An 11,875-nucleotide genomic window follows, 5' to 3' on the forward strand; every position below is an offset into this window, starting at 1 on the left:
CCGGAGGCTGGTCCCCCTCCCCACGAAATCGTGGGGAGGATAAGGAAGGCCCGATGCGCCTCGCCCTCTTCCAGCCCGATCAGGCCGGCAATGTCGGCGCCGCGATGCGGCTGGCGGCCTGCCTCAACGTGCCACTCGACGTGATCGAGCCCTGCGGCTTCCCCTGGGGGGAGCGGGCGATGCGGCGGGCCGGGATGGACTATGCCGAGATCGCGAACGTGACTCGCCACGCGGATTGGGACGCGTTTCTCATCGCCCTGCCCGGCCGGCTGACGCTGCTCACGACCGGCGGCGACCTTCGCTTGCCGGAAGCGCAGTTCGAACCCGGCGACACCCTGCTGATCGGCTCGGAAAGCGCCGGCGCGCCGCCATTCGTCCATGAACGGGCCGATCTTCGCATCCGCATTCCGCTCGCCACCGGCGCGCGGTCCTTGAATCTCGCGGTCGCGGCGGGCATCGCGCTCGCCGAGGCGCTCAGGCAGACCGGAGGCTGGCCCGAATGATCCCGCTCGACGATCAGCAGCAGGCGGCGCGCGACTGGTTCGAGAGCCTGCGCGACCGGATTTGCGCCGCGTTCGAGGCGATCGAGCGCGATGCCGGTAGCGACGCCGCCTTCACTTATGTCGAGTGGGATCGCGAAGACTCCGACAGCTCTCCCGGCGGCGGCGGGGTGCGCGGCGTGATGAAAGGGAAGGTGTTCGAGAAGGTGGGGGTCAACGTCTCCACCGTCGGCGGCCGGTTCAGCCCCGAATTCGCCGCCACCATCCACGGCGCGGCCGACGATCCCAGCTTCTTCGCCACCGGCATCAGCCTCGTCGCGCACATGGCGAACCCGCATGTGCCCGCCGTCCATATGAACACCCGCTTCCTCTGCACCACCCGACGCTGGTTCGGCGGCGGCGCGGACCTCAACCCGCCGATCCCTTATGAGGAGGACACGGCCGATTTCCACGCGCGCGTGCGCGCCGCCTGCGCCGCGCACGACCAGACCTATTACGGCCGCTTCTCGAAATGGGCGGAGGACTATTTCTGGCTGCCGCACCGCGGCGTCCATCGCGGCGTCGGCGGCATCTTCTACGACCATCTCGAATGCATGGCGCCGGGCGAAGGCGTCACTTTCGAGGAGAATCTCGCTTTCACCCGCGACGTCGGCGAGGCGTTCCTCGACATCTTTCCGGCGCTGGTGCGGCGGCGGATGGAAACGCCCTTCAGCGACGGGGACCGGGCCCGGCAGCTCGAATGGCGGGGGCGCTATGCGGAGTTCAACCTGCTCTACGACCGCGGCACGTTGTTCGGGCTCAAGACCGGCGGCAATGTCGACGCGATCCTGATGAGCCTCCCCCCCTTGGCGACCTGGTCGTGAGCCTGATCGACATTCCCCCGGGGCATCTCGGCGCGGTCGTGACTTACCTGGAGATGACGGAGCGTCCCGCCACGGCGCCGATCTTTCCCTCGCCGCTCAGGATGGAGCGCTGGGAGGATTTCGACCCCGAGCGCTACCGGGACCTGTTCCGCAAGATCGGCGGCAAGTGGCTGTGGTTCTCGCGCCTGCGCATGGAGGATGCCGAGCTGCGCGATGCCGCCGCCGAGATTCATGTCGTTCGCGACGAAGCGGGCACGGATTGCGGGCTGGTCGAGCTGGACTTCCGCACCTCGGGCGAGTGCCTGATCCGCTTCCTCGCGCTCGCGCCAGAGCTGGCCGGACAGGGTCATGGCCGCTGGCTGTTCGCCGAGACGCTGGCGCTGGCCTGGGCGCCGGGCGTGACCCGTGTGGCGGTGCACACGTGCAGCCTCGATCATCCGGCTGCCTTGCCCGCATACCTCCGCGCTGGCTTCGTGGCGAAGCGGCGCGCGTTCGAGAGCTTCCCTGACCCGCGCGTCGCCGGCCTGCTGCCGAGGGATGCCGCGCCGCAGGTGCCGCTAATCGAAAGTAGTCGACAGTGACGGCGACGGTGCCAGCAGCCGGTAAACCGAGACATAGACCAGCAGAAGGAGCAGGCCGAAGCCGGTGTCGAACGCCGCCCCGGCGATCGCGCCCAGCACCACCCCCGTCTCGCGCCCGGCGGCGATGATCAGAGCGCTCCCGATCACCGAGCCGGCCACGCCGAACGCCAGCAGCGCGGTGAAGCCGACGATGAGGATGTAGCCGAGCACCGCCCAGCCGTGTCCCTTCGTGAGCGCGAAGGCGCGGCCGATCGCCTCCGCGGGATTGCGCCGGTCCTCGCCGACGAGAACGGCCGCGGCCGGAGCGAGCCGCGCGGTCAGATAAAGGCCGGGGACGATCAGCAGCAGCAGCCCTGCGCCGATGATCAATCCAGTCGCGAGGGTCAGCAGGAGATAGAAAGGCAGCACGATGGCGCCGCTGACCAAAGCCGCTCCGACGCTCGTGCCAGGCACGAGAACCAGGCGCAGGATCGCGATCGTGCCGATCATGCCGACCAGCGCGGCCAGCGAGAGCCAAGGCCAGATCTCGGCATAATAGCGCGCCATCTCCGGCCAGAAGAGATTGACGTCGCGCGGCTCCGGCGCCGGAAACATGACCCCAAGCAGGGCCGAGGGCAGGAACAGGAACACGCCGGCGACGGGGGCGAGGAGATGGCCTTCGCGGCCGATCAACTGCGTCGTCTCCCGCCACGCCGCGCTATAAGAAAACGCCATGCCTGTCCTTTCCGTCCAGCGCCGACCATATCCGCGCGCGGGCGACGATCAAAGGCGCTTGTCGCGCCGTCGCCGCGGGGCGAAGGAAGGACCATGACGCCCGACATCGAATGGCGGATCGCGAAGGGCCACGTTCCCTATCCGACCGCCCTCGCCGAAATGGACGCGCGGGCCGCGGCGATCCGCGAGGGCGGGGCCGGCGAGCTGGTCTGGCTGCTCGAGCACCCGCCTTTGTTCACCGCCGGCACCAGCGCCGATCCGGCCGAATTGTTCAATCCCGAGCGCTTCCCGGTCTTCGCCGCCGGACGCGGCGGCCGCTACACCTATCACGGGCCCGGCCAGCGGGTGGCCTATGTGATGCTCGATCTCGACCGGCGCGGGCGTGATCTCAGGCGCTATGTCCATGCGCTCGAAGGCTGGGTGATCGCGGCGCTCGCCGACCTCGGCGTCGCCGCGTGGCGCGCGGAAGGCCGAATCGGCATCTGGACCGACGCGAACGGTCGCGAGGCGAAGATCGGCGCGATCGGCGTTCGTGTCCGCCGCTGGGTGACGATGCACGGCCTGGCGATCAATGCGGACCCGGAACTTTCCCACTTTTCCGGTATCGTTCCGTGCGGCATAAGGGAGTTTCCGGTGACCAGCCTCGCCGAGTTGGGTTTGGACGCGAGTCTCGCCCGCCTCGATCAAGCGCTCAGGCGCGGGCTTGGGGGATTTCTCACCGCGCTCGGGGAGCGTGGCGGGGAGGCTTGAGGCCGGTGGTCATTGCGTATAAGAGTCGCGACCGATTTGGAGAAAATGGGGGCCTACCCACCAAATCACCAATCCTAGGGAGACCTTCTGATGCGTAAACTTCTGACGATCACGATGGTGGGCATGGCCCTGACCGTCGCCGCGTGCGGCAGCCGTACCGCCACCACCAACACCACCAACACCTCGACGACGACGCTCGGCAACGACGTGATGATGGACGCCAATGCGATGGACATGGGCATGGACACCAACGCCATGCCGCCCGCCGGCAACGCGATGGCGCCGGCTGGCAACACCAGCACGACGACGACCAACACGACGTCGACCTCGACCACGAACAAGATGTAATCCGACACCGGATCGCATAGGTTCGCTATGGAGGGCCGCCGGGCGACCGGCGGCCCTCTTATCTTGCGTGCCGGGCGGCCGGGCTTGCACCGCCGTGCCGGGCGACGTTAAGGCGGGCGTTTCAGCGGGAGGATTCATGCGCGCTTCTACTCACATCGCCAAACTGGCGCTCGTCGCCGGCGCCGCCCTGGCCATTGCCGGCTGCGGCAGCCGCCCGGCCGCCACCAACAGCGCCGCCAATGCGGCCAGCGTCGCCAACGACCTGTCGATGCCGATGAACGACGCAAGCGCGATCGAGACGACGGCCAACGCCCTGCCGCCCGTGTCGAACATGACGAACACCGTCGAGGCTCCCGCCAACCGCGGCGGCGACACCGGCGGCAACACCATGGTGCAGAGCAATATCGCCGGCATGTAAGGACGAAGCGTGGCCGCCGCGCGACGGGCGTCGCCCGCGCGGCTAGGGCGCTTGCGTCCGGCAAGTTACGAAAATGAGGCTGGGTGGTCCCGGCGGGAGGGTCGGATGATCGGAACGATGCGGCGCACCGGCCAGGCAACCCTTGCGGCTTTGGCGCTGATCGCCGGCGCGACGGCCGCGCCCGCCATGGCGCAGGTCCTGCTCTATCCGACGACCTATCCCACCGGTCCGATGGACCCGGGCGATCCGATGGTCGGCGTGCCCCTGCCCGGCGCGACGCCGGCCGAGGCGAGGGCGCGGCTGATCTGGAACCTGCGCTCGGGGCTCAATGTCGCGGCGTTGCAATGCCAGTTCTCGCCATACCTGCGCACGGTCGACAATTACAACGCGATCCTCGCCCATCATTCGCGCGAGCTCGCCGCCGCATACACCGCCCTCGAAGGCTATTTCCGCCGCATCCACGGGCCACGCAACGGGCCGCGCCGGTTCGACGATTATTCGACCCAAACCTACAACAATTTCTCCACGCTGCAGGCGCAGCTCGGTTTCTGCCAGACGGCGTCGCGGATCGGCAAGGACACGCTCGCCCGGCCCAAGGGCCAGTTCCTCGCTGTCGCTCAGGCGCGGATGCGCGAGCTGCGCGCCAGCCTGACGGCGGTGGCCGACAATTATTACTTCACCCGCATGCCGGTGCCGCTGGCGCCGCTGGCTCTGACTCAGGATTGCTCGGCGCTGCGCGGCCGGGAGCGGCGGGAATGCGAAGGGAATTGACGCCGGTTCAGGGTCGCTCGGCATAATCGGTCGGATCGGGCAGCCCCGCCTCGGCGAAGCCGAGCGCGCGCAGCCGGCAGGAATCGCACAGCCCGCAATGGCTGAGATCGGGCGTCGGATCGTAGCAGGACCAGCTCATGCCCGCGTCGAGCCCGAGCCTGTCTGCCTCCCGGACGATCTCCGCCTTCGTCATCGCGATCAGCGGCGTATGGACGCGGAAGCGGTCGCCCTCCACCCCGGCCTTGGTGGCGAGGTTGGCCATCGTCTCGAACGCCGCGACGAAGTCCGGCCGGCAATCGGGATAGCCGGAATAATCGAGCGCGTTGACGCCGATGAACAGGTCGCGCGCACCGGCCGCCTCGGTCAAGCCGAGGCAAAGCGAGAGGAAGATCGTGTTGCGCGCCGGCACATAGGTGACCGGGATGCCGGGCTGGACGCCGTCTTTCGGCACGGCGATGTCGGCGGTCAGCGCCGAGCCGCCAAAGCCGGTGAGATCGAGCGGCAGGACGATGTGCCGCTCGACCCCCAACGCAGCCGCGATCCGTCGCGCGGCGTCGAGCTCGATCCGGTGGCGCTGGTTATAGTCGACGGTGAGCGCGAGCAGCCGATAGCCGGCCTCCCGCGCGAGGCCGGCGGTGACCATCGAATCCAGCCCTCCCGAGAGGAGCACGACCGCGGCGTTGCTCATGGCGGCGCTATAATCGAGCGCGCCGGAAAAAGAATGGGCCGCTCCCGGTTTCCCGAGGAGCGGCCCAGTTCAGGCTGCTAAGCCTGCTAGGGAGGAAAGCGTGCCCAAGAAAGGCACGGCCCCGTAATAAAGTCAGATGGTTAAAACCGCGTTAAGGCTGTTCGAGCTCCGCCGCGGCGATCGGGAAGGCGCGCGAGCAGAATTCGCAATCGACCCGGATGAAGCCATCGTCGTCCGCCATCGCCGCGCGCTCTTCCGACGCGAACCGTGCGAGGACGGAGCGGACATGGTCGGGATCGCACCGGCATCCCCTGGCCAGCCTCACGCTCGCCAGCACGCGCACCTCGTCCTCCTCATGGAAGAGCCGCCAGAGCAGGTCGTCGAGCGGCAGGTCCGGGTCGGTCAGCTCGCCGGCCTTCACCGTCTCGGCGATCAGACGGACATGCTCCCATTCGGGATGGTCGAGGCGGGCGTGGAGCCGGTCCCGGCCCTCCTCGCCCTCCGGCAGATGCTGGAGCAGCAGGCCGCCGGCGACATGGCCGGCATCGTCGATCGCCACCCGGACCAGGCTCGGAATCTGCTCGGACTGGACGAAGTAATGCGCGACCGCGTCGGCGAGGCTGTCGCCTTCGAGCGGCACGATCCCCTGATAGCGTTCGAGCGTGTCCTTGCCCGGCACCGGCTGATCGAAGGTGATCGCCAGATAGCCCTTGCCGAACAAGGCGAAGAGCGAGGGCATGACGCCGGCCTCGATCAGCCGATCGGCGTCGAAGCGGACATAGCCCCTGAGCTCGCCGCCCCGATAGTCGCAGACCAGAAGGTCGACGATCCCCGCCTCGGTCTGCGCCTGGAGGGTGAGCTGACCGCCCGCCTCCTTCAGCATCGCACCGAGCAAGGCGGTGACGGTCAGCGCCTCGGCGAGCAGCCGTGCGATCGGCGCGGGATAGGCATGGGCGGCGAGGATCGTGTCGAGGACCGGCCCTAAACGCACCAGCCGCCCGCGCGCGTGTCGCGCCGGAAGCGCGAAGCCGAGCGCCGTGTCCATGGATGCGGCCGTGTCGGGAGCGGGCGAGGAAGCCATGAACCTCCGATGTGGCGACACGCGCCGGCCGGTCAAGAGAGAGAGGACGCGCGCGGGGACATGCTATTGCGTGTCCCCGCCCACGAGCGAAATGCGAACCGACAGCTGTGGTGGAAACACCCGGCGGGGACACGCAATAGCATGTCCCCGGGAGGCTTGCGTCAGGCCGCCTGCGGCACCTCGTAGCGCCGCGCGGCCTCGGAGAGCTTCTCGACAAACTCGGTGACATGCGCGTCCTCGATGATCAGCGGCGGCAGGACGCGCATCACATTATCGCCGGCGGCGACGGTGAGCAGCCCCTGCTCCCGCAAATAGTTCACGAAGGCGCGGCTGTCGGACTTCATCTTGACGCCGAGCATCAGGCCCATCCCGCGCACGCTTTCGAAGAGATGGTCGTGATTCGGGATCATCTGCTCCAGCGCGCCGCGCAGCCTTTCGCCCATGCGGGTGACGTGATCGAGGAACGCGTCATTGGCGATCACGTCGAGCACCGCCTGGCCGGCGGCGCAAGCGAGCGGGTTGCCGCCGTAGGTGGAGCCGTGGGTGCCGACGACCATCCCGGCCGCCGCTTTCTCGGTGGCGAGGCAGGCGCCGAGCGGGAAGCCGCCGCCGATCCCCTTGGCGACCGCCATGATGTCGGGCTCGATCCCGTAATGCTCATAAGCGAACATCTTGCCGGTCCGGCCGTAGCCGCACTGGACCTCGTCATGGACGAGCAGCAGATCCTCTTCATCGGCGAGCGCGCGCAGGCCCTTCATGAATTCCGGGCTGGCCGGGCGGATGCCGCCCTCGCCCTGCACCGGCTCGATCAGGAAGCCGGCGGTGTGCGGGCCCATCGCCGCCCTGACCGCGTCGAGATCGTCGAACTCGACGACGGTGAAGCCGGGCAGCAGCGGCGCGAAACCGTCGCGCATCTTGGGCTGGTTGGTGGCGCTGATCGTGCCCAATGTGCGGCCGTGAAAGGCGTTGGAGAAGGTGATCAGCTCGTGCTTCTCCGGCCGGCCATGATGATGGTGGTAGCGCCGCGCCGTCTTGATCGCGCACTCGACCGCCTCGACGCCGGAATTGGTGAGGAAGACGGTGTCGGCGAAGGTGAGGTCGCAGAGCCTTTGCGCGAACGCCTCGCCCTGCGGGCTGCCGTAGAGGTTGGAGACGTGGATCAAAGTCGCCGCCTGGTCCTGGATCGCTTTGGTCAGGACGGGATGGCCGTGGCCGAGCAGATTGACCGCGATGCCGCTGGCGAAGTCGAGATATTTCTCGCCGCCCTCGCCATAGAGATAGACTCCCTCGCCTCGCACCGGCCGCACCGGCGAGCGCGGGTAAACGGGCATGAGGGGCGTGATGGTCATCGCGGGCGTCCTTCGAGAGCAAAGAGGAAAGGCGGCCTCTTGCCTGAGACCGCCTTCCCGTCCAGCTATAGAATTCTGAGTGGGACCGCGTCAACGAACGCGGCCCCATGGATCACCGCCTAGCCGCGGCGGCGATCCCAGTCGCGGCGCTCCATCGTCACCCGCTGCTCCAGGCGATTCACCCGGAAGCGCAGACTGGCGAACTCGCGCTGGCCGATACCATTGCGCGACGCCAGGTTGAGACGGACATGGATGCCGCGCGCCTCACGACGCAGGCCGAACGCCTCGCGCGGCGAGATGAAGCCGCGGCGGAGCGAGCGCTCGATCCGGTTCTCGGCCCGGTTGAGGTCGCTGACCAGCGTCATCACCTGGCCCCGGCTCGGGCCACCGCGATGCCAGCCGACGCGCGCATATTCGGGCTGCGCGGCGGCCGGAACGGCGGCGACGGTGGCGGCGCCGAGGGCGATCGAAATCAGAAACTTACGCATACATGCCTCCTTGGTGCGAGTTGTCGCTAAGGCGTGGTTTAGCCCTCCGGCGCTGGGCCGCGGGTGAACGCCGGCGACAGAATCCGTTCATAATTGTCGCAGTTTATATGAACGAAACGACGCCTCGGCACCTGCGCGCGGCCGGGCGCGGAACCGTTACGCGCGCAACTTCCAGCCGCTGCGGAGCAAGGCGTAACAGCAGATGCCGAGCACGACGTTGAGCCCCAGCAGCAGCAGGGCGCCGAACAGGAGCGGCGAATCGGCCGCGCCGACGAAGCCGTGGCGGAAGCCGGAGATGACGAAAAAGAACGGATTGAAGTGGCTGATCGTCCGGAACAAAGGCGACAGCGAATCGATCGAATAGAAGGTGCCGGAAAGCAGCGACAAGGGCGCGACAACGAAATTGGTCACCGCCGCCGCATGGTCGAACTTCTCGGCCCAGATCGACGTCAGCAGGCCAAGAAAGCCGAGCATCATGCTCCCCATCAGCCCGAACCCGACGATCGCCCAGAGGTGATTCGGCGCGACATGGACGCCGGGCCAGAGCAGCATCGCGAGCCACACCGCGAAGCCGACCAGGAAGGCGCGGGTCACCGCTGCGCCGATCAGGCCGGTAATCAGCTCGCCGGTGGAGAGCGGCGGCATCAGATAATCGACGATCGTCCCCTGGATCTTGCCGACCAGCAGCGAGAAGCTCGCGTTGGCGAAGGCATTCTGGATCATCGCCATGACGATCAGGCCGGGGGCGAGGAAATCGGCGAACGGCACCGGCTGGCCGTCCAGCATCACCGTTCGCCCGTCGCGGCCCAGGGCGACCGTGAAAATCACCAGGAACAAGAGGGTGGTGATCGCCGGCGCCCAGACGGTTTGCAGCTGGACCTTGAAGAAACGGCGCACCTCCTTCACATAGAGGGTCGCGAGGCCGCCCCAATTGACGTTCCGGATGATCGGGACGCCGGGATCGGTCCGCACCCAATTCGAAGGCTGGTCGGTCATCGGGAGCGGTCGCTAGGCGCGGTCGCCGGGCAGGGCAAGCCGCCAGGCATGAGGAACTTCATTGATGTCGTGGACCGACGAACGAATCGACCGGCTGAAGGCGCTGTGGACCAAGGGCGTCACGGCGAGCCAGATCGCCGAGGAGCTGGGCGGCGTTTCCCGCAACGCGGTGATCGGCAAGGCGCACCGGCTGGGGCTGCAGGCGCGCCCGTCCCCGGTTAAGGCGAACGAGCCGGCACCGGAGCCGAAGGCGAAAGCAAAAGCCGCGCCGGCCAAGGTCGCCGCGCCTGTCGAAAAGCCGGCCGCTGTCGCCCGGCCCGCGCCGCAGCCCGAACCGGTTCGGACCACGCCGCCCGCTTCGGCCGCGCCCGCGCCGCCCGCGACTCCGTCCGCCGCGCCGCCGGCGGAGCCGATCGTCCGCTCGATCGGGCCGGGCGGCTTCATCCGCCAGGGGCCGAGCGACCAGCAGGCGCCGATCCCCCCTGCCCCGCCGCGCCGGCTCGTCCCGGCCAAGCCGAGCCCCGAGATCGCCGACAAGACCGGTCTGCTCGATCTGAACGAGAAGATCTGCAAATGGCCGATCGGTCATCCCGGCGAGCCCGATTTCCATTTCTGCGGGGACCCCGCCAATCCCGGCTTTCCCTATTGCGTCGCCCATTGCGGCGTCGCCTATCAGGCGCAACTGCCGCGCCGCGACCGCAAGCCGCCGCCGCCGCTGCCGTTCGGCGGACCCAGAGTCCGCTAGGCGCTTGCGCTGACGCCTCAGCGCCGGGCGAGGAATCGATAGACGATCAGGATAAGGATCGCGCCGGCGATCGCGGCCAGGAAGCCGGCGCCCTGTCCCGGCCGGTACCAGCCCATCTGCTGGCCGAGGAAGCCGGCGAGGAAGGCACCACCGACGCCGAGCAGGACGGTGACGATGCAGCCGCTGGGATCGCGGCCGGGCGTGATCGCCCGCGCGACGAGGCCGGCGATGAAGCCGATGACGATCCAGGCGAGCCAGCCATAATCGTCGCTGAGATATTGGCCGAGATCCATATCGATACCCTTTCCTGCCGCACCCCCGACCGCAAAGTCCGTTGGTAAAGCGGCCGGCGAGCATGTAAAGCGCCGCCCGGACACGCTGGCACTGGGGTCCCGATTTGCGCTTGTCCGGGGTGATGTATTCGGATAATACAGCCGCGACCGACCGCGTCCAGGACGCGCTGCGTGAGTGGGGACGATGAAGGCGATGAATTTCGAAACGGCAAAATGGCGGCGCGACGCGATCGACGAGGTCATCGTCGACGAGGACGAGCTGGAGCGGCGGCGCAAGCGGCGGCGCAACATCATCATTGCGGTCGTGGCGGTCGTCGCGCTGCTGGTCGCCGGCCTGTTCGCGTTCGGCGGCGGCGGCGAGAAGGCGGCCGCGCCCAAGGCAGGCGCCGAGGGCCAATCGCTGCCGGCAGTCACGGTGATCGTGCCCGGCCGGCGAGACGTCGCGGCGATCATCTCCGGAACCGGATCGCTCGCCGCCCAGCGCGACATGCCGGTCGGCATTCCCGGTGAAGGCGGCCAGGTGGTGCGCGTGCTGGTCGAGCCCGGCCAGTGGGTTGGGGCCGGCCAGGTGCTGGCGGTGATCGACCGGCGGGTGCAGACGCAGGAAGCGGCGCAGCTGGCGGCGCAGATCGACGTCGCCCGCGCCGATGTGAATCTGGCCCAATCCAATCTCGATCGCGGCCAGCGGCTGTTGCCGCGCGGCTTCGTCTCGCGGGCCGATATCGATCGGCTGACCGCGACCCGCGATGCCGCCGCCGCCCGGGTGCGGGTGGCCCAGGCCAATCTCGCCGCGAGCCGCGCCCGGATCGGCCGGCTCGACGTGCGCGCGCCGACCGCCGGGCTCGTCCTCAGCCGCAGCGTCGAGGCGGGCCAGGTCGTGAGCGCGGGCTCCCCCGCTCTTTTCCGGATCGCCGCCGGCGGCCAGATGGAGCTTCGCGCCCGGCTGCCGCAGACCGATCTCGCGCGGCTGAGCACCGGCGTGCCGGCGACGGTCACTCCCGTCGGCTCCGCGCAGAGCTACCAGGGCACGGTCTGGCAGGTTTCGCCAATCATCGACCCGACGAATCGCCAGGGCGAGGTGCGCATCCTCGTCCCCTATAATCGCGAACTCCGGCCCGGCGGCTTCGCCAGCGTCCAGATCAACGCGGGCTCGACGTCGGCGCCCTTGCTGCCGGAATCGGCGGTGCTGACCGACGATGCCGGCCAATATGTGATGGTCGTCGGCAACAACAACACCGTCGAGCGGCGCGCGATCACGGTCGGCTCCGTCACCGATGGCGGCGTGGTCGT

Annotated in this window: 16 protein-coding genes; 9 read left to right on the forward strand and 7 right to left on the reverse strand. The window is 68.4% G+C overall.

What is annotated here, in order from left to right:
• Positions 1–53: 53 nt before the first annotated feature.
• From ACT4N3_RS05945 to ACT4N3_RS05955, 3 genes are read left to right on the forward strand one after another with little or no spacing between them, the layout of a single operon-like run.
• Complete coding sequence (locus tag ACT4N3_RS05945) at positions 54–503, forward strand: tRNA (cytidine(34)-2'-O)-methyltransferase (protein ID WP_444854291.1); 450 nt, start codon at positions 54–56, stop codon at positions 501–503.
• Positions 500–1,363 (forward strand): oxygen-dependent coproporphyrinogen oxidase, encoded by an 864-nt coding sequence (gene hemF, locus ACT4N3_RS05950; RefSeq protein ID WP_444854292.1) that lies wholly within the window; start codon positions 500–502, stop codon positions 1,361–1,363. Before ACT4N3_RS05945 ends, hemF begins: the two co-directional genes overlap by 4 nt.
• Positions 1,360–1,944 (forward strand): GNAT family N-acetyltransferase, encoded by a 585-nt coding sequence (locus ACT4N3_RS05955; protein ID WP_444854293.1) that lies wholly within the window; start codon positions 1,360–1,362, stop codon positions 1,942–1,944. Before hemF ends, ACT4N3_RS05955 begins: the two co-directional genes overlap by 4 nt.
• Here ACT4N3_RS05955 and ACT4N3_RS05960 read toward each other — a convergent pair.
• Positions 1,921–2,658, reverse strand: coding sequence for a hypothetical protein (locus ACT4N3_RS05960; RefSeq protein ID WP_444854294.1), 738 nt, complete (start codon positions 2,656–2,658; stop codon positions 1,921–1,923). The genes ACT4N3_RS05955 and ACT4N3_RS05960 overlap by 24 nt on opposite strands.
• 93 nt (positions 2,659–2,751) lie before the next feature.
• Between ACT4N3_RS05960 and lipB the strand changes: the two genes are divergently transcribed.
• The 4 genes from lipB to ACT4N3_RS05980 all read left to right on the forward strand — a co-directional run bounded on the left by lipB (position 2,752) and on the right by ACT4N3_RS05980 (position 4,945).
• Positions 2,752–3,408 carry a lipoyl(octanoyl) transferase LipB gene (gene lipB, locus ACT4N3_RS05965; protein WP_444854295.1) on the forward strand — a complete coding sequence of 219 codons (657 nt, stop codon included), beginning with the start codon at positions 2,752–2,754 and terminating at the stop codon, positions 3,406–3,408.
• A 90-nt stretch (positions 3,409–3,498) separates the two neighbouring features.
• Positions 3,499–3,756, forward strand: a complete 258-nt coding sequence (locus ACT4N3_RS05970) for a hypothetical protein (protein ID WP_444854296.1) — start codon at positions 3,499–3,501, stop codon at positions 3,754–3,756.
• A gap of 136 nt (positions 3,757–3,892) precedes the next feature.
• On the forward strand, positions 3,893–4,174 hold the full coding sequence (locus ACT4N3_RS05975; RefSeq protein WP_444854297.1) for a hypothetical protein: 282 nt from the start codon (positions 3,893–3,895) through the stop codon (positions 4,172–4,174).
• 105 nt (positions 4,175–4,279) lie between these two features.
• Positions 4,280–4,945, forward strand: coding sequence for a hypothetical protein (locus ACT4N3_RS05980; RefSeq protein WP_444854298.1), 666 nt, complete (start codon positions 4,280–4,282; stop codon positions 4,943–4,945).
• Between the two features lie 7 nt (positions 4,946–4,952).
• On the opposite strand, the gene queC is transcribed toward ACT4N3_RS05980, so the two are convergent.
• The 5 genes from queC to ACT4N3_RS06005 form a co-directional block, all read right to left on the reverse strand.
• Entirely contained in the window at positions 4,953–5,633 is a 681-nt protein-coding gene (gene queC / locus ACT4N3_RS05985) for a 7-cyano-7-deazaguanine synthase QueC (protein WP_444854299.1), read from the reverse strand.
• A 151-nt stretch (positions 5,634–5,784) separates the two neighbouring features.
• Positions 5,785–6,714, reverse strand: a complete 930-nt coding sequence (hslO, locus tag ACT4N3_RS05990; protein ID WP_444854300.1) for an Hsp33 family molecular chaperone HslO — start codon at positions 6,712–6,714, stop codon at positions 5,785–5,787.
• A 161-nt stretch (positions 6,715–6,875) separates the two neighbouring features.
• Positions 6,876–8,063, reverse strand: coding sequence for an aspartate aminotransferase family protein (locus ACT4N3_RS05995; protein WP_444854301.1), 1,188 nt, complete (start codon positions 8,061–8,063; stop codon positions 6,876–6,878).
• Positions 8,064–8,182: 119 nt separating this feature from the next.
• On the reverse strand, positions 8,183–8,551 hold the full coding sequence (locus ACT4N3_RS06000) for a hypothetical protein (RefSeq protein WP_444854302.1): 369 nt from the start codon (positions 8,549–8,551) through the stop codon (positions 8,183–8,185).
• A gap of 156 nt (positions 8,552–8,707) precedes the next feature.
• On the reverse strand, positions 8,708–9,547 hold the full coding sequence (locus ACT4N3_RS06005) for an ABC transporter permease (RefSeq protein ID WP_444854303.1): 840 nt from the start codon (positions 9,545–9,547) through the stop codon (positions 8,708–8,710).
• Positions 9,548–9,611: 64 nt separating this feature from the next.
• Between ACT4N3_RS06005 and ACT4N3_RS06010 the strand changes: the two genes are divergently transcribed.
• Positions 9,612–10,292, forward strand: a complete 681-nt coding sequence (locus tag ACT4N3_RS06010) for a GcrA family cell cycle regulator (RefSeq protein ID WP_444854304.1) — start codon at positions 9,612–9,614, stop codon at positions 10,290–10,292.
• A gap of 17 nt (positions 10,293–10,309) precedes the next feature.
• Here the strand turns inward: ACT4N3_RS06010 and ACT4N3_RS06015 are convergent, their stop codons facing one another.
• Positions 10,310–10,585 carry a GlsB/YeaQ/YmgE family stress response membrane protein gene (locus ACT4N3_RS06015; RefSeq protein ID WP_444854305.1) on the reverse strand — a complete coding sequence of 92 codons (276 nt, stop codon included), beginning with the start codon at positions 10,583–10,585 and terminating at the stop codon, positions 10,310–10,312.
• 184 nt (positions 10,586–10,769) lie between these two features.
• Between ACT4N3_RS06015 and ACT4N3_RS06020 the strand changes: the two genes are divergently transcribed.
• On the forward strand, positions 10,770–11,875 hold a 1,106-nt coding region (locus tag ACT4N3_RS06020; protein ID WP_444854306.1), incomplete at its 3' end, for an efflux RND transporter periplasmic adaptor subunit.

This window comes from Sphingosinicella sp. (assembly GCF_052388015.1).
Lineage (GTDB): Bacteria > Pseudomonadota > Alphaproteobacteria > Sphingomonadales > Sphingomonadaceae > Allosphingosinicella.